Genomic DNA, 19,097 nt, shown 5'->3' on the forward strand with positions numbered 1-19,097 from the left:
GCTGCCGTCAGCCCTTGTACGCCTTGGCGGCGGCCGCTTCGAGCGCCTGCTGCGCGCCCTCGACGTCCGAGGGGGTCTTCAGGAAGTCCTGCAGCCCCTTCCACTCGCCCTGTCCCTGGGTGCCACCGAAGGCGGCAGGGGCCTGGTCGGACATGTCGAAGCGGAAGTCGTCGCCCGCGTCGAGCAGTGCCTTGGCGATGTCTCCGGCCACGGCGTCCTTGTAACTCTTCAGGTCCATCTCCTTGTTGGGGGAGATGACGCCGCCCTGCGCCGCCCAGAGCTCGGCCGCGTCGGTCGAGGCGAGGAAGGTGATCAGGGCCTGCGAGGCCTTGTCGTCCTTCAGGACCACGGCCACGTCACCACCGCTGACCACCGGCGACTCGTCGCCGACCGCCGGGAACGGGAACACCTTGGCGTCCGTGCCGATCTTGGCCTTCGTGTCGGCGTTGATGTTCGCCGCGACGAAGTCGCCCTCGTAGACCATCGCGGCGGGAGTGTCGCCCGAGAAGGTGTTCGTCACCGACTTGGGGAACTCGGTGCGCAGCGCGCCGGCCTTCCCGCCCGCGATCAGGTCGTCCTTGCCCCACAGCTGGGCCAGCGTGGTCAGGGCCTCCTTGACGGAGGGGTCCGTCCACTTGATCTCGTGCTTCGCCAGCTGGTCGTACTTCTCAGGGCCCGCCTGCGAGAGATAGATGTTCTCGAACCAGTCGGTGAGGGTCCAGCCGTCCTGGCCGCCGATGGAGACCGCGGGCGAACCGGCGTCCGACAGTGTCTGAGCGGTCTGGAGGAACTCGTCCCAGGTCTTGGGCTCCGAGGTGATCCCGGCCGCCTCGAACGCGGCCGTGTTGTACCAGACCAGGGACTTGTTGGCGGCCTTCGCGTAGACGCCGTACTGCTTGCCCTTGTAGGCGCCCAGGTCCTTCCAGCCCGTCGAGAAGTTCTTGTCGATCTGCGCCTGTGCCTCGGCGCCGAGGGGCTTGACCCAGCCCTTGTCGACGAACTGGTGCAGCACACCGACCTGCGGCAGGAACGCCACGTTCGGCGGCTTGCCGCCCTGGATCTTCGTGCCCAGGAAGGTGGAGGTGTTGTTGCCGGTCGGTACGAAGCTGACCTCCGCGCCGGTCCGCTTCTCGAACTCGTCCAGGACCTTGGTGAAGTTGTCCTGCTCAGGGCCGGTCCAGACGGCCGCGACCTCCAGCTTCTGGCCGTCGAGCTTGGGGAGCTCGACACTGGCGGCGCTGCCGCCGGTCTCGCTTCCCCCGCCTCCTTCGTCGCTCTTGTCGTCGTCACCGCCGCACGCCGTCAGCGTGAGCGCCATCGCCCCCGCGACGACGGCGGCCGCGGTTCGCGCGATCCTGCTCATCTTGTGCGACTTGTTGTGCGGCCTGTGTGTACGAAGAGTGTTGCTGCGCATGACTTGCCCCGTTCTTCGTCGAACGTCCGAGCGCTGTCCCGTGCGCTCTTGGTCTACGCCCGTGCGCTTGGGGGCGGCAAGAGCGCCTGCGCTGTCAAGGCCGTGATCGTAACCGCGTCGTGACGTGGGGACTTGGGGCCACGCCCCGGACCCCGTGGGGGTGCGTTGTCGGGTGCGGGTCCGGCTGTGGCTGATCGCGCAGTTCCCCGCGCCCCTGAAAACCTGGGGGCGCGGGGAACTGCGCAGTCTTTTGGGGGTTCGGGGGCGGAGCCCCTGAGTCAGGGACGATGGGGGTCCCCCCGCTCGAGCGAAGCCGAGAGTGGGGGAGGGTAGGGGCGGCGGGGGCGAAAAAAGCCCGGACGAACCCGGCGCTAAAGAAGCGACGGCACCTCCGTCGCCGAGACCGAGCGGGCGGCACGCTCCAGGGCGCTGGCCAGGAGGGCCAGGTCCGTGGGCCCGTTGCCCAGCTCGCGGACGGGCCGGCGCGCGGGCGGATCGCCCATACGGGCCCACTCCAAGGGCACGACCGTGGGACGCAGCGTCGCCGTACGAGGAATACGGCCCGTGACCCTGCCCCCCTGGAACGGCGTCGACCGACCGGCCGGCCCGCCGAGCCGCCCCCGCCCGGGCGAGGGCTCCTCCGGCCCGGCCACCGCCGCTTCGAGGACAACCCGAAGCGTCACCCGCCGAGCCAGCTCCGTCTCGTCCGTCCGCTCCCCGCCCGCGGTCGCCGCCACCAGATGCACCCCGAGCCGCTCCCCGTCCCGCGCCACGGCTTCCAGCGCCCGCACGACCGAACCGGCGGCCGGTCGCCCGGGGGAGCCCAGCGCGGGCGAGAGCAGCGCGTCCAGGTCGTCGACGATCACGACGAGCCGGGGGAGCGGAGGCCCTGAGTCCGGCCGGGGCCGGGCCGCGGCGGGGCGCAGCCGGAGGGTGGAGCTGGAGGGCGCGTCGAGGTCACCCGCACCACCGCCGCTGCCGGACCCGCCCGTCTGCCTGGCCGCCGCTGAAGCTGCCGAACCCGCCGAGCGCTGGGCGACGACACGCCCCGACGCCCCCTGCCGGTCCTGTCGGGCCTGCCTGTCCTGTCGGTCCTGAAGGGCATGCCACTCGGCGAAGTCGAGCCGGCCGAGCAGTTCGGCCCGCCGCTTCAGCTCGGCGGCCAGGGACTGGGCGAACTCCCGCATCCGTACGGGATCGTGGGCGCCCAGATGCGTCGTGACGTGAGGCAGGTCCGTACACACCTGGAGCCCGTCCCCGCGCGTGGCCGCGCCACCGCTGCCCGTGCCGTCCCGGCCGTCGATGAGGACGATGCCGAGCCGGTCGGGCCGCTCCGCGGCGGCGAGCGAGGCTGCCACCGAACGCAGCAGTTCCGTACGCCCGCTGCCCGAGGGGCCCTCGACCAGCAGATGCGGGCCCTCGACCGCGAGGTCCGCGCAGACGGGCCCGCGAGGACCGGCGCCGAGCACGGCCGTGGCCCGGCCGCCGAGCGCCTCCGGGTCGTCGGCCGCGTCCGCCCATCGCGCCATCAGCGACGCCGGGGTGGCCCTCGCCAGGCCCAGCTCGTCAAGGAGCCGGGCGGCTTGGGGCAGCGGCGCGGACACGCGGGTGTGCCGTTCGCCCGCCACACCGTCCGCGCGGAGCGGCGCCAGCGCCCGGGCGAACCGCTCGGCCCAGGCCATGGACACGGCGTCCACGGCGGCGACCGTGCCATGGCCCACAGGGCCGCCCTGTGTGGTGGCGGAGGAGCCGCCCGCCTGCTTGCCGTGCGCCACGCGCAGCAGCCGCAGCGCCGTCGCCACGTCCCCGCTGAGCAGTGCGACGGCACCGCACTCCCGGAAGGCGGGCGAGGCCGCGCAGGCCGCCTCGTACGTGTCCGTCACCGGTGAGGCGGGCGACGCGGCCGGCGTCTCGACGAGACAGATGACGTGGATCCCGGCCTGGGGCCCCTCGGCCGCGAGCCGCGACACGGCCTCCCGCACACCGGCCGACCCGGGATCCCCGTCCACCACGACGACGGTGTGGGGGCCCGGCCACTCGGTCTCGGCCGGATCGTCGGACCGCGCCCAGGAGGGCCGCCTGGCCCGCCCTCGGGCGGCCGCGTCACTGGTCTGCGTACCGCTGCGGGGGAGCCCCAGGTGGGTGATGTTGCTGTCGCGTGCGGTGGGGTGGGCGCGGGGCAGCCCCGGACCGGTGGTCCCGTCGGGCGCCGGGGAACCGGAACCGGTGCGCTCACCGGCGCGGGCCGGGTCGCCGTCGGACGGGTGCCTCGGCCTGGCCGGGCCGTCGGAGGAGGAGAAGGGCGACGAGGGTGCGGAGGACCGGGGACGGCCGCCGCTCGTGCCGCCCTCATGGCCCCGCTCACCGCCGGGATCGCGTCGCTCGCCGCCGCCGGACCGGCGTACGGCCGCGAAGGCCCCGCTGTCGTCCGGTGAGCCGTCACCGAGGCGAAGCGCTCCGCCGGTGGATCCGGAGGCCCGGCCCATTTCCGCCAGCTGGTCCTCGAGGCGGCGGACCAGCTCCTCCGTACGCGCCGTCGCCTGTTCGCGGTCGTAGGCGAGGAGGAGACGGCAGTCCTGGCCGTGGGTGGGACGGAGATGGGGGAGCCAGCCGAGCCAGGACCACTCGGCGGTGCGCTCCTCCACGGAACGCGAGCGGTCCGTGCTGATCAGGGTGATTTCCAGGGCGTCGGGCGAGTGCAGCGCGGCGAGCTGGGCGACCACCGCGCGGGCGAGTCCCGAGAGGCGGCCGCGCGGCCCGGCCAGGCCCAGCGCCCCGACCTCCCGCAGGCCCGCGGTCACCGGCACCGAGGGCAGCAGCCCGGAGCCGTCGGGCGCGCTCCGGTCCGCCGTGCCGAGCCGCACCGTGAGCGTCTCCGGGTGTCCCGGGCCGCGCTCCCACAGCCGCGGCCCCGGTCCGAGCGCGGCCAGCAGCAGCGCGGCGGGATCGGGCCACCGCTCGGGAGCGGACGCGCCAGCGACGACGGGCTCCTCGGCGGCCGGTGTCTCGTACCCGTCGTCGTACGCGCCGTCGTACGTCTCGTCGTGCTCCGCGTCCGGCTCGTCGCTCCGGCCGCCGGTCAGCCGCCGGGCCCATGCGGAGAGTCCGCCGCGCTTGCGCACACCGCCCGGCATGGGTGTCCCCCGGAGGGGAGTGCCTTTTCGGCCGCCCTCACCGGGGGCGGGTGCGTCCGGGTTCTCCTCGGGGGCCGCCGCCGAAGGCGCCCCGGAGTCCGTGCTCTCGATCCGCGGCGCCCTGCCCTGCCCGGGCACGACGGTCGGGTCCGCGGGCGTGTGGCCCTGGGGAGAGGGCGCGGTCCGGTGGGAGCGCCCGCCCTCGGCGGAGCCCCACCCGGCGGTGCCGTACCCGTGATGCGTCTCGGCGGTCGGCGGCGCGACCTGGGAACGGGACGCCTCCGGGGCGCCGTCATAACCCCCGTCACTCCGGTCGCCCCCGTCGCGCGCGTGGGGCACCTTCGCCGCTCCGGCCGCCTCACCGGGGGCCGGCGCCTGCTGTTCCGTACGACCGGACGTGGCCGTCGGCTGTTCCCGCTCGGGAGGCGCCGGTGCCGTCACGACCCGGACATGTCCCTCGCCGTCCGGCGCGGTCTCCCGCACGACGGCCGGTTCGCCCGGCGGGGCCAGGCGCAGGGCCGACTCGCCCACCCGGAGGAGTGCCCCGGGAGCGAACCGCACCTGGCGCTCGCTCACGCGTCGGCCGTCCAGCGTCGTGCCGTTCGTGGAGCCCAGGTCCGCCACCGAGACGCGGCCGTCGGCCGCGACCGTCACGGCGCAGTGGAGGCGGGAGACGTCCGGGTCGTCCAGCGGCACGTCGGCGTCGGCGGAGCGGCCGATGTCGATCCGGCCGCCGTGCAGGAAATGGACACCTCCGGCGTCGGGTCCGGCCACCACGCGCAGCTGTGCCGCGGCGGGGTCGAGGTCGGGACCGGGCTCCGCGGGGGCGCCCAGGGACAGCACGGCGCCGTCCATGAGAGGTGGCTCACCCAGCGTGCAGCGCTGCGCGTCGAGCCGCTCCGCTCCCGCGTACAGCACCCCGGCGCCCTCGCCCCCGACCGCCGAGGCGAGGCCCGAGGCCACCGCCGCGAGCGCGGTCCCGGCGGGTGCTGTCACCAGCACGTCGCAGGACGCGGGGCGTCCCTCGGGGCGCGTCCCCAGCGGGTCTACGACGGTCAGCCGGATCTGCATCGCCGTCAGCGGTCCCTTCTGTCGCGGGCGCCCGCGACGAGGCTGCTCCGCGATCCCCCACCGCAGATTCCCCCCACCGCACACGGGCACGTCGGCCAGTACGGAAAGCATCCTCGCACCTGCCACTGACAACACGCCCGTCCTCCACCGGCAAGTGATCTTGATTGGTCGGCTCTGCCCGCAAAAGTGCCTGACCAATGCCCGACCGATGTCCGCTTGAGATCGGTCACGTCAAGATGCGGCAACCAAACCACCCAAACCGAGCGTCTTTTCATCGAACACATACAGGAGCGCCATACGTAATGCATGGGCAGGCGGGGCGAGGGAAACCGCAGCGGGACGACAGCCCGGTGCCACGTTCGACGGCACTACAGTGGGTCGGAACCATCCGTAGCAGGGTGGACGGATCAGTCAGGCAAGCAGCAGGGAGCGCATGACGTGCGGCCGGTAGGGAGCAAGTACCTCCTTGAGGAGCCGCTTGGGCGCGGCGCCACAGGCACCGTCTGGCGCGCCCGCCAGAGGGAGACAGCGGGCGCCGAGGCGGCAGTACCCGGTCAGCCGGGTGAAACGGTGGCGATCAAGGTCCTCAAGGAGGAGCTCGCCAACGACGCGGACATCGTGATGCGGTTCCTGCGCGAGCGCTCCGTGCTGCTCCGCCTGACCCACCCGAACATCGTTCGCGTACGGGACCTCGTGGTCGAGGGCGATCTGCTGGCCCTGGTCATGGACCTGATCGAGGGCCCGGACCTCCATCACTACCTGCGCCAGAACGGCCCGTTCTCGCCGGTCGCCGCCGCGCTCCTCACCGCCCAGGTGGCCGACGCGCTCGCCGCCAGCCATGCCGACGGCGTCGTGCACCGCGACCTCAAGCCCGCGAACGTCCTGCTCAAGCAGGACGGCGGCCAGATGCACCCGATGCTGACGGACTTCGGCATCGCCCGCCTCGCCGACTCCCCGGGCCTGACCCGCACCCACGAGTTCGTCGGCACGCCCGCCTACGTCGCGCCCGAGTCGGCCGAGGGCCGCCCGCAGACCTCCGCCGTCGACATCTACGGCGCCGGAATCATGCTGTACGAGCTGGTCACCGGCCGTCCTCCGTTCGGCGGCGGATCGGCCCTGGAGGTCCTGCACCAGCACCTGAGCGCCGAGCCGCGCCGGCCCTCCACGGTCCCCGACCCGCTGTGGACCGTCATAGAGCGCTGCCTGCGCAAGAACCCCGACGAGCGGCCCAGCGCCGAGAACCTCGCCCGCGGTCTGCGTACGGTCGCCGAGGGCATCGGCGTGCACGCGAACTCCGCGCAGATCGCCGCCGCCGAGGCCGTGGGTGTCCTGCTCGCCCCGGACCTGGCGCCCGCCGCCGTACCCGGCGACTTCGGTGCCGCCGACCCCACCCAGGTGCTTCCGCAGGGTGCCGGCTCGTACGACCCGAACGGCGCGACCAGCGTCCTGCCGCACACCGGCGCCGCCGACCCCACCGCCGTTCTGCCCAACCGTGGCGCGGCCGACCCGACGGCCGTGATGCCGCCGGTGCCGCCAGGCCAGCCCGGGGCCGGGCCCGAGGACCCGCACCCCTGGCAGAACCAGCTGCGAGCGGCCCGCGACCGCAACGAGCCGACGCAGGTGCAGCCGTACCTCGACCCGAACGCGGACCCGCTGCGACGGCGCCCGCAGCGCCAGGTGGCGAGGCCCCAGCAGCAGCCACCGCCGCCGCAGAGGCCCCAGCAGCCCCAGCGGCGCGGGCAGCGACCGCCCCAGAACCAGCCGGGGTACGGCTATCCGCAGCAGGGACAGCAGCCCCAGGGGTACGCGCCCCAGCATCAGCCTCAGCAGCCGCAGCAGCGGCACGCTCCGCCCCAGCAGCCTCAGCAGCCCGCGCCGCGGCCGCCGCGCGAGCCCCGGCAGCGCAGCTCCAACCCGATGAAGATCCCCGGGCTCGGCTGTCTCAAGGGATGTCTGTTCACGGTCGTCATCCTGTTCCTGGCCGGGTGGGCGATCTGGGAGTTCAGCCCGCTCCAGGGCTGGATCGGCACGTCCAAGAGCTACTGGGACCAGCTGACGGACTGGGTCGGCACGGTCTCCGGCTGGGTCAAGGAACTGGACAACGGTTCCGGGAAGTAAGTCTTTTTAGGTGCCAGTAAGCCTTTTCAGGAATTTCAGAGCATTGCCCCTTCAAATCCCCGGAACCGCGGTGCGGTTCTGGGGATTTGTCGACACCTGGGGGGTGATTTCTGTCGCCGAAGCGGAGGTTGGCGCTCTGGGCGCGTAGCTTTATCGGCAACACGCGCCCGTAGGAGCAGTCTTGGTACGGAAGATCGGCAGCCGGTACACCGCCAACCAGATTCTGGGGCGGGGCAGCGCCGGCACGGTGTGGCTCGGCGAGGGGCCCGAGGGCCCCGTCGCCATCAAGCTGCTGCGCGAGGACCTCGCGTCCGACCAGGAGCTCGTGGGCCGTTTCGTGCAGGAGCGGACGGCCCTGCTGGGCCTCGACGACCCGCACGTCGTCTCCGTACGCGACCTCGTGGTCGACGGCAACGACCTCGCCCTGGTCATGGACCTCGTCCGCGGTACGGATCTGCGGACCCGGCTCGACCGGGAACGGCGGCTCGCGCCCGAGTCGGCCGTCGCCATCGTGGCCGACGTCGCGGACGGCCTCGCCGCGGCGCACGCGGCGGGGGTCGTGCACCGGGACGTCAAGCCGGAGAACGTGCTGCTCGACATGCAGGGGCCCCTCGGACCCGGCGGCTCGCACCCCGCGCTGCTCACCGACTTCGGAGTCGCCAAGCTCATCGACTCACCGCGGCGGACCCGGGCGACGAAGATCATCGGTACGCCGGACTACCTGGCGCCCGAGATCATCGAGGGGCTGCCCCCGCGGGCGGCCGTCGACATCTACGCGCTGGCGACCGTGCTGTACGAACTCCTCGCCGGGTTCACGCCGTTCGGCGGGGGACACCCGGGGGCGGTCCTGCGGCGGCACGTCACCGAGACCGTCGTCCCGCTGCCCGGGATTCCCGAGGAGCTGTGGCAGCTGCTCGTGCAGTGTCTGGCGAAGGCGCCCGCGTCCCGCCTGCGGGCGTCCGAGCTGGGTGAGCGGCTGCGGGAGCAGTTGCCGCTCCTGGCGGGGATGCCGCCGCTGGACGTGGACGAGCCGGAGGGCGACGAGGACGGGGGCGGCGGGTACGACGAGGGGCCGGCCGAGCCGGAGGCTCCGCGCGAGCGGGTCCGGCGCGGGGCCGTTCCCCTCGTGCCCGGGGCCAAGCCGGACTCGAACCGTGACACGCATACGTCGATGAGGGTGCCGGGGCCCGACGAGCTCGCGGGCGGCGCCCGCGGCACGGCCCGCGCTCCGCGTGCCGCCGGGGCGCCCCGGCCTGGGTCCGCCCGCCATCGGGCCGCCGCGGCCCGGCGCCGGCGGATCACGCTGGGGGCGGCGGGGGTGGCGCTCGTCGCCGCGGTGGGGGTGGGCGCGTGGCTCGCCACCTCGGGGGACGACGCGGGTGCGACGCCGTCCGAGACGGAGACGTCGGCGCCGGCTTCGCCCTGACGGGCGGCTGTTGTTTGTAGGGTGCGGCCCGGCGGGGGCTGGTCGCGCAGTTCCCCGCGCCCCTGGGGTGGGTGGGGGTTGGCGTGGGGTGTCGGGTGCGGGTTGGTTCGGGCTGAGCGCGCAGTTCCCCGCGTCCCTAAAGACAAAAAGCCAGGGGCGCAGCCCCGCTTTTAGGGGCGCGGGGAACTGCGCGACCAGCCCCCACCGGGCCCGCAGACGACAAACCGAGCCCCGCAAACACAAGCCCCCCGTTCCACCGGCGGAGCCACTTCGTGGAGCCGTTACGCTGGAGGCGTGGCAGTCGTCGATGTATCCGAAGAGCTCAAGTCCCTCTCCTCGACCATGGAGTCGATCGAGGCCGTCCTGGACCTCGACAAGCTGAGGGCAGACATCGCCGTGCTCGAGGAGCAGGCGGCGGCGCCGTCCCTGTGGGACGACCCGGACGAGGCGCAGAAGATCACCAGCAAGCTGAGCCACCTCCAGGCGGAGGTGCGCAAGACCGAAGCGCTCCGCGGGCGTATCGATGATCTCAGCGTCCTCTTCGAGATGGCCGAGGAGGAGGACGACCCGGACACCCGCGCCGAGGCCGAGACCGAGCTCATCGCCGTCAAGAAGGCGCTGGACGAGATGGAGGTCCGCACCCTGCTCTCCGGGGAGTACGACTCCCGCGAGGCCCTCGTCAACATCCGCGCGGAAGCCGGTGGCGTGGACGCCGCCGACTTCGCCGAGAAGCTGCAGCGCATGTACCTGCGCTGGGCCGAGCAGCACGGATACAAGACGGAGGTCTACGAGACCTCGTACGCGGAAGAGGCCGGCATCAAGTCGACCACCTTCGCCATCCAGATCCCGTACGCGTACGGGACGCTGTCGGTGGAGCAGGGCACGCACCGGCTGGTGCGGATCTCGCCCTTCGACAACCAGGGGCGGCGCCAGACGTCGTTCGCGGGTGTGGAGGTGCTGCCCGTCGTCGAGCAGACCGATCACATCGAGATCGACGAGTCCGAGCTCCGCGTGGACGTGTACCGCTCGTCCGGGCCCGGCGGCCAGGGCGTCAACACGACCGACTCCGCGGTGCGACTCACCCACCTCCCCACCGGAATCGTCGTCTCCTGCCAGAACGAGCGGTCGCAGATCCAGAACAAGGCGTCCGCGATGAACGTGCTGCAGGCGAAGCTCCTCGACCGGCGCCGGCAGGAGGAGCAGGCCAAGATGGACGCCCTCAAGGGCGACGGCGGCAACTCCTGGGGCAACCAGATGCGTTCGTACGTCCTGCACCCGTACCAAATGGTCAAGGATCTGCGCACGGAGTTCGAAGTCGGAAACCCCGAGGCCGTTTTCAATGGCGAGATCGACGGGTTCCTGGAGGCCGGAATTCGCTGGCGCAAGCAGCAGGAGAAGTAGGCGACATTTGTAGGCGTCGCTTTGTCGACAGGGCAACTGCCATCCATCGGACGGCAGTTGCCCTTTGTGTAGGCCGATGTCTGGGTTTTACATCACACTCACATGTCGCTGTGCCGGTCAAATGAGCTTGATCTGGACATCGCGGTCGCAACGACCTTGACGTTGCATTGAAAAGTGGGAAGGCTAACGCGCGGCATGCGTATCTCTGGGGCGCATGTGAACCGGGGGCTCCACCGAGCTTTCCCCGACGTCGCGGCCCCGGGCGCTGCACCATTGACAATGAGCTACTGGGGGTAGCAACCAGATGACCAAGAAGACGCGCATCCGGATCGCGCGGATAGCCGCCGGCACGGTGATCGCCGCCGGTGCCTCGCTGACCGCCGCCGGTGCCGCCTCGGCTCTCGACGTCGGCGTCGAGGTGGGCGGTCTGAACGTCGGCGCCAGCGCCGACAAGGACGGTGTCGAGGTCGGCATCGGTGTCGAGGACCCGACCGACCCTCCCACCGAGGAGCCGCCCACCGAGGAGCCGACGGTTATTCCGACGGACCCGACCGACCCTCCCACCGAGGAGCCCACGGAGGAGCCCACCGAGCCCACGGAGGAGCCGACCGACGAGCCCACCGACGGGCCGAGCGACCCGGGCAACGGCAACGGCGGCAGCACCGGCGGCAACGACACCGACCCCGACGGCGGCTCCCAGCCGGTCGAGCAGGGCGCGGGCAAGGAGAGCCTGACCGACACCGGTTCGGACACCTCCGCCCAGGGCACCGGCGGCGAGCTGGCCGAGACCGGCGCCGCCGAGAACATCACGTACCTGCTGATCGGCGCCGCCACGATGATCGCCGGCGGCATCGGCTTCCGTATGCTGCCCCGCCTCATGAACGGCCGCGGCGCTGCTGCCTGACGGATTTCATAGGCGTACGCACGTGAGTGCGTGAGCGTGAGAAGGGCCCGGAGCCTGAAGCTCCGGGCCCTTCTTCATGCCTTGTCTGCGTCTTGTCCGCTGCGGCCGTGCCTCATGCGTGCCCGCTCGTGCCTCGCGCGCGTCCTACGCGGTCTGGTGGGCCAGCAGGGCCACTGCCGCGATCAGGACGGCGAGCAGTGCGATCAGCGTCATGGGGTTGAGGCCGCCTCCGAAAGGGCCCTCCTGCTGCAGCCGCGCACGGTTCGCGCGGCAGACGGGGCAGCGGCCTTCGTTCACGGGCGCGGCACAGTTCGCGCACACCAGCCGGTCGTACGTCATGCGCTCGCCCTCCTTGCACCGGTTCCACGTACACAACGCTCTCGGGAACGGATACGTTCCCCCTCCACTGTGCCAGGTTCCTCCGGAGGGTGCGCGGGTTCTCGTGCGGGGACTGGGCAGGGGGCCCTCCTGAGGGGTGGCTCGGGGGTCGTTTCGCGGCTGCGGGCGGGTGGGGGCTTGTCGCGCAGTTCCCCGCGCCCCTTACCGGGCGCGTCCCGGCCCCGTCCCCTCTCTGAGGTTGCCCCGCACAAAAGCGCACAACCCTTGCGCAACCTCTCCCGGCGACTGCGCGCGTGTACCCGGGTCGCGTATGGTCACGCTCATCTAACCCCGATATCCCCGACGGCCTGTGGTGCATCCGTGATCCGATTCGACAACGTGTCCAAGGTCTACCCAAAGCAGACCCACCCCGCTCTGAGGGACGTTTCCCTGGAGGTCGAGCGAGGCGAGTTCGTGTTCCTGGTGGGGTCCTCCGGCTCCGGAAAGTCCACCTTCCTGCGGCTGATCCTCCGCGAGGAGCGGACCAGCCACGGCCAGGTGCACGTCCTGGGCAAGGACCTCGCGCGCATCTCCAACTGGAAGGTGCCGCAGATGCGCCGCCAGCTCGGGACGGTGTTCCAGGACTTCCGCCTCCTGCCGAACAAGACGGTCGCCGAGAACGTGGCCTTCGCGCAGGAGGTCATCGGCAAGTCGCGCGGCGAGATCCGCAAGTCCGTGCCGCAGGTGCTCGACCTCGTCGGGCTCGGCGGCAAGGAGGACCGGATGCCCGGTGAGCTGTCCGGCGGTGAGCAGCAGCGGGTGGCGATCGCGAGAGCGTTCGTCAACCGGCCCAAGCTGCTGATCGCGGACGAGCCCACCGGAAACCTCGACCCGCAGACCTCCGTCGGCATCATGAAGCTGCTCGACCGGATCAACCGGACGGGCACGACCGTCCTGATGGCGACGCACGACCAGAACATCGTGGACCAGATGCGCAAGCGCGTCATCGAGCTGGAGAAGGGCCGACTAGTCCGCGACCAGGCGCGCGGCGTGTACGGCTACCAGCACTGACCGCGACCTCCCTCACGCTCTCGGCGTCACCGCAGAGCAGGGGGAGGACTCCCCACGGATCCGCCACGGAAAGGCCTGAGAAGACGCCATGCGCGCCCAGTTCGTTCTGTCGGAGATCGGTGTCGGTCTCCGCCGCAATCTGACGATGACCTTCGCGGTCGTCGTCTCGGTCGCCCTGTCCCTCGCCCTGTTCGGCGGTTCGCTCCTGATGAGCGACCAGGTGAACACGATGAAGGGCTACTGGTACGACAAGGTCAACGTCTCGATCTTCCTCTGCAACAAGAGCGACGCGGAGTCCGACCCCAACTGCGCCAAGGGAGCGGTCACCACCGAGCAGAAGAAGCAGATCGAGACCGACCTCGACAAGATGTCCGTCGTCGAGACCGTCTCGCACGAGTCCAGCGACCAGGCGTACAAGCACTACAAGGAGCAGTTCGGCGACTCCCCGCTCGCCGCCTCGCTCACCCCGGACCAGATGCAGGAGTCCTTCCGCATCAAGCTGAAGGACCCGGAGAAGTACCAGGTCATCGCGACCGCCTTCGACGGCCGTGACGGCGTGCAGTCCGTGCAGGACCAGAAGGGCATCCTCGACAACCTCTTCGGGCTCCTCAACGGCATGAACTGGGCCGCCCGCGCGGTGATGGCGATGATGCTCGTCGTCGCGCTGATGCTGATCGTCAACACGGTGCGCGTCTCCGCCTTCAGCCGTCGGCGTGAGACCGGGATCATGCGCCTGGTGGGCGCCTCCGGCTTCTACATCCAGGCGCCGTTCATCATGGAGGCCGCGGTCGCCGGACTGATCGGCGGCGGGGTGGCGTGTGCCTTCCTGCTGATCGCCCGGTACTTCATCATCGACCACGGTCTGGCCCTGTCGGAGAAGCTGAATCTGATCAACTTCATCGGCTGGGACGCCGTTCTCACGAAGCTGCCGCTCATCCTCGCGACGAGTCTGCTGATGCCCGCGCTTGCCGCGTTCTTCGCGTTGCGCAAGTACCTGAAGGTGTGACGCATGCCAAGAGGGCCGTACCGGCAAGCGCCGGTACGGCCCTTCTCGTTGTCCTAGACTCACCGGCATGTCAGGCCGTGACCTGTTCTGTCAGCCCCGCCGTTTCGGCCGCGGGGCGGCCCTGACGTTGGTCTTCGCGAGCGTTCTAGCGGCGGGCGCCGCGACCGGCTCGTTCGACACCCCCGCCCGCAGGAGCGCCTCCCCGTCCACCGGGTCCGCCCCGGCGGGCCACCAGGAGGACGTCGCCGACGCCGCCGCCGAGGCCATGGCCGACGGCAAGTCCCCGGTCGAGGCCGCCGAGCGGGCCGTCAGCCGCAGCGGCGACCGCTGGGGCGCGGTCTACTCCCAGGGCGAGTACGAGGAGTTCGAGGAAGCCCTCGACGGCCAGTACACCGGCGTCGGCCTGTGGGCCCGGCGCGAGCGCGACGGACGCATCGAGGTGACCCGGGTGCAGTCCGGCTCACCCGCACAGGCCGCCGGGATCCGCGAGGGCGACCGGCTGCGCAGCGTCGACGGCCACCGGGTCGACGGCAGGCCCGTCACGGAGGTCGTCTCATTACTGAGGGGCGACGCGACCGACGCGAGCGCCGGCACCACCGTCGCTCTCGGCCTTGAGCGCGGCACGCGCGCGTGGCGCGAGACCCTGCGCCGGGCCCGTCTGTCCACCGACTCCGTGACGGTCCGCGAACTGCCCGGCGGCATCACCGTGATCAAGGTCGCCGCCTTCACCAAGGGCTCCGGAGACCTCGTACGGACCGCCGTGGCCGACGCCCCCACGGGCACCGGGGTCGTCCTGGACCTGCGCGGCAACTCCGGCGGCCTGGTCACCGAGGCCGTCACCGCCGCCTCCGCCTTCCTCGACGGCGGCCTCGTCGCCACGTACGACGTGAACGGCGACCAGCGCGCCCTGCACGCCGATCCCGGCGGTGACACCACCAGACCCCTGGTCGCGCTCGTCGACGGCGGCACGATGAGCGCGGCCGAGCTCCTCACCGGGGGCCTTCAGGACCGCGGGCGCGCGGTCGTCGTGGGCTCCAGGACCTTCGGCAAGGGCTCGGTCCAGATGCCGAGCCGGCTGCCCGACGGCTCCGTCGCCGAGCTGACCGTCGGGCACTACCGCACCCCCTCCGGCCGCGGGGTCGACGGCCGCGGCATCACTCCCGACCTGGAGGCCGAGGAGGGCGCGCTGGAGCGGGCCGAGACCGTACTGAGCGGGCTCGGCGACCCCTCGTAGCCGACCGGACACGGCTTTCCGGGCCGACGGTTCGCGTCTCCCGTAATCGGCTTTCCCTCGTGGGCCCCTCTAGTGCGAAAATGGCCAGCACTATGAGCAAGGGCATGTACGTACCGAAAGAATCCCAGCCGAAGCAGGGAGGGGGCACCTCCGGCAAGGTCAAGGACGGCAAGCGGAAGATCGTCGCGCAGAACAAGAAGGCGCGGCACGACTACGCCATCATCGACACCTACGAGGCCGGGCTCGTCCTCACCGGCACGGAGGTGAAGTCCCTGCGCCAGGGCCGGGCCTCGCTGACCGACGGCTTCGTCCAGATCGACGGGAACGAGGCGTGGCTGCACAACGCCCACATCCCCGAGTACAGCCAGGGCACGTGGACCAACCACACCGTGCGCCGAAAGCGGAAGCTGCTCCTGCACCGCGAGGAGATCGACAAGCTGGCGTCGAAGTCCGAGGAGACGGGTCACACGATCGTGCCCCTCGCCCTCTACTTCAAGGACGGCCGCGCGAAGGCCGAGATCGCGCTCGCCCGGGGCAAGAAGGAGTACGACAAGCGGCAGACCCTGCGCGAGAAGCAGGACCGGCGGGAGTCGGACCGGGCCATCGCGGCTGCCAAGAGGAAGCAGCGGGGCGAGTAGCGGGCCGGTGGGCGCCGGGCCGCCGGGAATACGGTGGCATGGGTGCGCGTTGGTCACGTACGATGGCACTGCACCTCGTAGCGGGTGCGCGTCTCTTCGCTTGGAGAAGTTCCGGAGAGGCTTGAAAAATCAACATGGGGATGATCGGTTTCGACAGCGGCTGTTGAAGCAGGGGAAGCGTGTCGAGGAAGCGGCAATGATCTCGTTAACCATATGTCGCAACCAATAATCGCCAATTCCAAGAGCGATTCCCAGTCCTTCGCCCTCGCTGCCTAATAAGCAGTGAGTGAGGGACCCTAAAGGGTGTCAGCCCGGGGGTGTTCCCGACCCGGACCCTGGCATAATCTAGGGAACTAAACCATCGAGCCCGGTCACGGGGTTCGATGGGAAATCAAACAGTGACTGGGCCCGTCGGCGACTTGTTCGCGTGATCGCCGGGGCCGAGAAAATCGCAGCGAACTGCACACGGAGAAGCCCTGATTCTGCACCGGTGGACGCGGGTTCGATTCCCGCCATCTCCACTCATCCCATGTTAAACAAAGGTCCCGCTGCTCAGGCAGTGGGGCCTTTGTCGTGTCTGCCCACTGTCCACGGGGCGCATCGTCCGGGATGCTCCTGTGGCATGAGTAGACCCGTGAGTAGAACCGCGAAGAGTTCTGGGGAGCGCGTCAACTCCCGTACGAAACGGTGGATCTGGCCCGTCGTGATCGGGCTCGCGGCGGCCGCGCTCGGTTCCGGTTCGCCGGCCGGGGCGGACGCCGACCGGAGCGGACTGCCTGAGGCCATCGACACCATCCTCGGGGACAGCCGGATGGAGGGCGGGGCGGCGAGCGTAGTGGTCGCCGATGCCGCGAGCGGTGACGTGCTGTACCAGCACCGGCCGACCGAGCGGCTGATGCCCGCCTCCAACACCAAACTGCCCACCTCGGCCGCGGCGATGGAGATCCTCGGCCCCGACCACAGGTTCACGACGGACGTCCTGACGAACGGCAGGCGACAGGGCTCCGTCCTGCGCGGCGATCTGTATCTGCGCGGCAGCGGTGACCCGACCGCCCTCGCCAAGGACTACGACAAACTGGCAGCCGACCTCGCCGGCTCGGGCGTCACCCGCGTCGACGGGCGGCTCCTCGCCGACGACACCCGCTTCGACAGCGCCCGGCTCGGCCGGTCCTGGGCCGCCGACGACGAGTCCGCGTACTACTCGGCGCAGATCAGCGCGCTGAGCGTCGCGCCCGACACCGACTACGACACGGGGACCGTCATCGTGGAGGTCGCGCCGGGCACGGAGGCCGGGGACGAGCCGACCGTCACCGTCACGCCCAAGACGGACTACGTCGACCTGGACGTCCGGGCCACGACCGTCGCCGCGGGCGGCTCGAACGACCTCACCGTCGAGCGGGAGCACGGCACCAACACCATCGTGGTCAGCGGTACGACGCCCGTGGGCGGCTCCGGCGCCACGGAGTGGGTGAGTGTGTGGGAGCCCACCGGGTACGCGGCCGCCGTCTTCCGGGACGCGCTCGCCGCGCACGGGGTGAAGGTGACCGGGCCGACACGGCTCGGGCGCGCCACGCCCGCGGGGGCACGGCAGCTGGCCTCACACGCCTCCATGCCGCTGAAGGACCTGCTGATCCCCTTCATGAAGCTGTCGAACAACATGCACGCCGAGATCCTCACCAAGGCCATGGGCCGGAAGGTCTCGGGCGAGGGGACCTGGAGCGCCGGGCTCGCCGCCGTCAGCGGCTACGCGAAGGGCGTCGGCGTCGACACGGGCAAGCTGCGGCAGGTCGACGGGTCGGGGCTCTCCCGGATGAACAACTTCACCGCCGGCCAGTTCGCCGAGCTGCTGCTCGCGGTGCGGGCCGAGCCCTGGTACGCCGACTGGTACAAGTCCCTGCCGGTCGCCTGCGGCCCCGACCGCTTCGTGGGCGGAACACTGCGGACCAGGATGTGCGGGACGCCCGCGGCGCTCAACGCCCGTGCCAAGACCGGCTCGTTGACCGGGGCGTCCGCGCTCTCCGGGTACGTGACGGACGCGGGCGGCCGCGAACTCGTCTACAGCATCGTGCTCAACAACTACCTCGCCTCTTCCGTGAAGCCGCTGGAGGACGCGATCGTGGTGACGCTGGCGCGCTCCACGGCGGACGAGGCCGTACCGGTGAAGCCGGGAGGCGCCGCGCGGGCGGCCGAACGGAACGGGGACCTGGAGTGCTCGTGGCGCAAGCCGGGGGAGTGCTGAGGGAGTGAGGTGCGGCCAGGGCGTCTCTTCGGCGCCCTGGCCTCATCTTCCGCCTGCGCGTCACAGCTCCTTCGTGTCACAGCTCCTTCGGCCAGGGCTCCCTACGGTCCACGGTCAGGGCCGCGGCATCGTGCTCGCCCGTACCGTCAGCCGTGGCGAGAGCAGCGTGGCCTCCGGTACGGCCGTGGCGCCGCCGAGCTTCCTCATCAGCAGTTCCACCGCTCCCGTGCCCACCTCGGCGGTCGGTATGGCGATCGAGGTGACGGGGACGCGGGTCTGCTCGGCCACCTCGTCCGGGCAGATCGCCGTGACCGACAGATCCCCCGGGACCCGTAGGCCCAGTGCCTCGAACGCGTCGATCAGCGGCTCCAGGACCGGCTCGTTGTGCACCACGACACCCGTCAAGGCGGGCCGCTCCCGCAGGAGTTGCTCGGCGACCTGCCGGGCCGCCGCGGGTGCCGCCTCGCACGGGTGCACCGAGGAGGACAGCCCGTTGCGGTCGGCCGCGGCCGTGAAGCCCTGGACCACGCGCTGGGCGAACCCGGTCTCCCGTACGTACACCTCGGGCGGTGAGCCCACCAGGCCGATCACTCGGTGTCCGAGGCCCGCGAGATGCTCGACGCACAGCTCGCCCGCCGCCCTGAAGTCCAGGTCGATGCAGGTCAGGCCGGCGGGCTCGGCCGGGAAGCCGATGAGCACCGACGGGCGGTCCAGGGCGCGCAGCAACGGCAGCCGCCGGTCGTGGAGTTGGACGTCCATCACGATCAGCGCGTCCACGAGGGCGGTGTCCGCGACCCGGCGCAGCCCGTCCTCGCCCTCCTCCTGGGTGAGCAGCAGCACGTCGTGGTCGTGCCGGCGCGCGGCCGTCACCACGGACACCGCGAACTGCATCACCACCGGGACATGGATGCCGGTCCGTAACGGCACCACCAGAGCCAGCACGTTCGACCGGCTGCTCGCGAGGGCCCGGGCGCCCGCGTGCGGCCGGTAGCCCAGCTCGCGGATGCTGTCCTCGATGCGCTGCCGGGTCTCCTCGGAGATCGGGCGCTTGCCACTCAGGGCGTACGAGACGGTGCTGGGGGACACCCCGGCGTGCCGTGCCACGTCGGTGATCTTCACCATG

13 protein-coding genes and 1 other RNA gene are annotated in these 19,097 nt (G+C 71.3%); 10 read left to right on the forward strand and 4 right to left on the reverse strand.

Annotation, left to right across the window (positions count from 1 at the left end):
- Window positions 1-7: 7 nt before the first annotated feature.
- On the reverse strand, window positions 8-1,414 hold the full coding sequence (locus tag OG718_RS33140) for an ABC transporter substrate-binding protein (RefSeq protein ID WP_143632735.1): 1,407 nt from the start codon (window positions 1,412-1,414) through the stop codon (window positions 8-10).
- Between the two features lie 371 nt (window positions 1,415-1,785).
- On the reverse strand, window positions 1,786-5,619 hold the full coding sequence (locus OG718_RS33145) for an FtsK/SpoIIIE domain-containing protein (RefSeq protein WP_328847878.1): 3,834 nt from the start codon (window positions 5,617-5,619) through the stop codon (window positions 1,786-1,788).
- A gap of 438 nt (window positions 5,620-6,057) precedes the next feature.
- Here OG718_RS33145 and OG718_RS33150 point away from each other — a divergent pair, with 438 nt between their 5' ends.
- The 4 genes from OG718_RS33150 to OG718_RS33165 all read left to right on the forward strand — a co-directional run bounded on the left by OG718_RS33150 (window position 6,058) and on the right by OG718_RS33165 (window position 11,468).
- Window positions 6,058-7,737: a serine/threonine-protein kinase gene (locus OG718_RS33150; RefSeq protein WP_143632733.1), complete on the forward strand. Its 1,680-nt coding sequence runs from the start codon at window positions 6,058-6,060 to the stop codon at window positions 7,735-7,737.
- Between the two features lie 181 nt (window positions 7,738-7,918).
- Window positions 7,919-9,163: a serine/threonine-protein kinase gene (locus OG718_RS33155; protein WP_328845897.1), complete on the forward strand. Its 1,245-nt coding sequence runs from the start codon at window positions 7,919-7,921 to the stop codon at window positions 9,161-9,163.
- A 294-nt stretch (window positions 9,164-9,457) separates the two neighbouring features.
- Window positions 9,458-10,564, forward strand: a complete 1,107-nt coding sequence (gene prfB / locus OG718_RS33160) for a peptide chain release factor 2 (RefSeq protein WP_143632729.1) — start codon at window positions 9,458-9,460, stop codon at window positions 10,562-10,564.
- Between the two features lie 304 nt (window positions 10,565-10,868).
- Window positions 10,869-11,468, forward strand: a complete 600-nt coding sequence (locus OG718_RS33165) for an LPXTG cell wall anchor domain-containing protein (RefSeq protein ID WP_328845898.1) — start codon at window positions 10,869-10,871, stop codon at window positions 11,466-11,468.
- Window positions 11,469-11,612: 144 nt separating this feature from the next.
- Here the strand turns inward: OG718_RS33165 and OG718_RS33170 are convergent, their stop codons facing one another.
- Window positions 11,613-11,807: a hypothetical protein gene (locus OG718_RS33170; RefSeq protein ID WP_143632725.1), complete on the reverse strand. Its 195-nt coding sequence runs from the start codon at window positions 11,805-11,807 to the stop codon at window positions 11,613-11,615.
- 360 nt (window positions 11,808-12,167) lie between these two features.
- Here OG718_RS33170 and ftsE point away from each other — a divergent pair, with 360 nt between their 5' ends.
- From ftsE to dacB, 6 genes are all read left to right on the forward strand, one after another.
- Window positions 12,168-12,857, forward strand: a complete 690-nt coding sequence (gene ftsE, locus OG718_RS33175; RefSeq protein WP_143632723.1) for a cell division ATP-binding protein FtsE — start codon at window positions 12,168-12,170, stop codon at window positions 12,855-12,857.
- Window positions 12,858-12,945: 88 nt separating this feature from the next.
- Complete coding sequence (gene ftsX / locus OG718_RS33180) at window positions 12,946-13,863, forward strand: permease-like cell division protein FtsX (RefSeq protein WP_055615826.1); 918 nt, start codon at window positions 12,946-12,948, stop codon at window positions 13,861-13,863.
- A gap of 67 nt (window positions 13,864-13,930) precedes the next feature.
- On the forward strand, window positions 13,931-15,097 hold the full coding sequence (locus tag OG718_RS33185) for a S41 family peptidase (RefSeq protein WP_143632722.1): 1,167 nt from the start codon (window positions 13,931-13,933) through the stop codon (window positions 15,095-15,097).
- A 104-nt stretch (window positions 15,098-15,201) separates the two neighbouring features.
- A complete protein-coding gene (gene smpB / locus OG718_RS33190) occupies window positions 15,202-15,735 on the forward strand; it encodes an SsrA-binding protein SmpB (protein ID WP_186001021.1) in 534 nt (177 codons plus the stop codon).
- A gap of 136 nt (window positions 15,736-15,871) precedes the next feature.
- Window positions 15,872-16,259: a transfer-messenger RNA gene (ssrA, locus tag OG718_RS33195) on the forward strand.
- 98 nt (window positions 16,260-16,357) lie between these two features.
- Window positions 16,358-17,974 carry a D-alanyl-D-alanine carboxypeptidase/D-alanyl-D-alanine endopeptidase gene (gene dacB, locus OG718_RS33200; RefSeq protein ID WP_443055183.1) on the forward strand — a complete coding sequence of 539 codons (1,617 nt, stop codon included), beginning with the start codon at window positions 16,358-16,360 and terminating at the stop codon, window positions 17,972-17,974.
- A 114-nt stretch (window positions 17,975-18,088) separates the two neighbouring features.
- Here the strand turns inward: dacB and OG718_RS33205 are convergent, their stop codons facing one another.
- Window positions 18,089-19,096 (reverse strand): LacI family DNA-binding transcriptional regulator, encoded by a 1,008-nt coding sequence (locus OG718_RS33205; protein WP_328845900.1) that lies wholly within the window; start codon window positions 19,094-19,096, stop codon window positions 18,089-18,091.
- Between the last annotated feature and the right edge of the window lies 1 nt (window position 19,097).

Source organism: Streptomyces sp. NBC_00258 (assembly GCF_036182465.1).
Lineage (GTDB): Bacteria > Actinomycetota > Actinomycetes > Streptomycetales > Streptomycetaceae > Streptomyces.

Excerpts from the sequence above, each read along its gene's own strand:
- OG718_RS33140 (WP_143632735.1), bottom strand. The coding sequence starts at position 1,414 with ATGCGCAGCAACACTCTTCGTACACACAGGCCGCACAACAAGTCGCAC.
- OG718_RS33145 (WP_328847878.1), bottom strand. The coding sequence starts at position 5,619 with ATGCAGATCCGGCTGACCGTCGTAGACCCGCTGGGGACGCGCCCCGAG.
- OG718_RS33165 (WP_328845898.1), top strand. The coding sequence starts at position 10,869 with ATGACCAAGAAGACGCGCATCCGGATCGCGCGGATAGCCGCCGGCACG.
- OG718_RS33170 (WP_143632725.1), bottom strand. The coding sequence starts at position 11,807 with ATGACGTACGACCGGCTGGTGTGCGCGAACTGTGCCGCGCCCGTGAAC.
- ftsX (WP_055615826.1), top strand. The coding sequence starts at position 12,946 with ATGCGCGCCCAGTTCGTTCTGTCGGAGATCGGTGTCGGTCTCCGCCGC.
- OG718_RS33185 (WP_143632722.1), top strand. The coding sequence starts at position 13,931 with ATGTCAGGCCGTGACCTGTTCTGTCAGCCCCGCCGTTTCGGCCGCGGG.
- smpB (WP_186001021.1), top strand. The coding sequence starts at position 15,202 with ATGTACGTACCGAAAGAATCCCAGCCGAAGCAGGGAGGGGGCACCTCC.
- dacB (WP_443055183.1), top strand. The coding sequence starts at position 16,358 with ATGAGTAGACCCGTGAGTAGAACCGCGAAGAGTTCTGGGGAGCGCGTC.
- OG718_RS33205 (WP_328845900.1), bottom strand. The coding sequence starts at position 19,096 with ATGGTGAAGATCACCGACGTGGCACGGCACGCCGGGGTGTCCCCCAGC.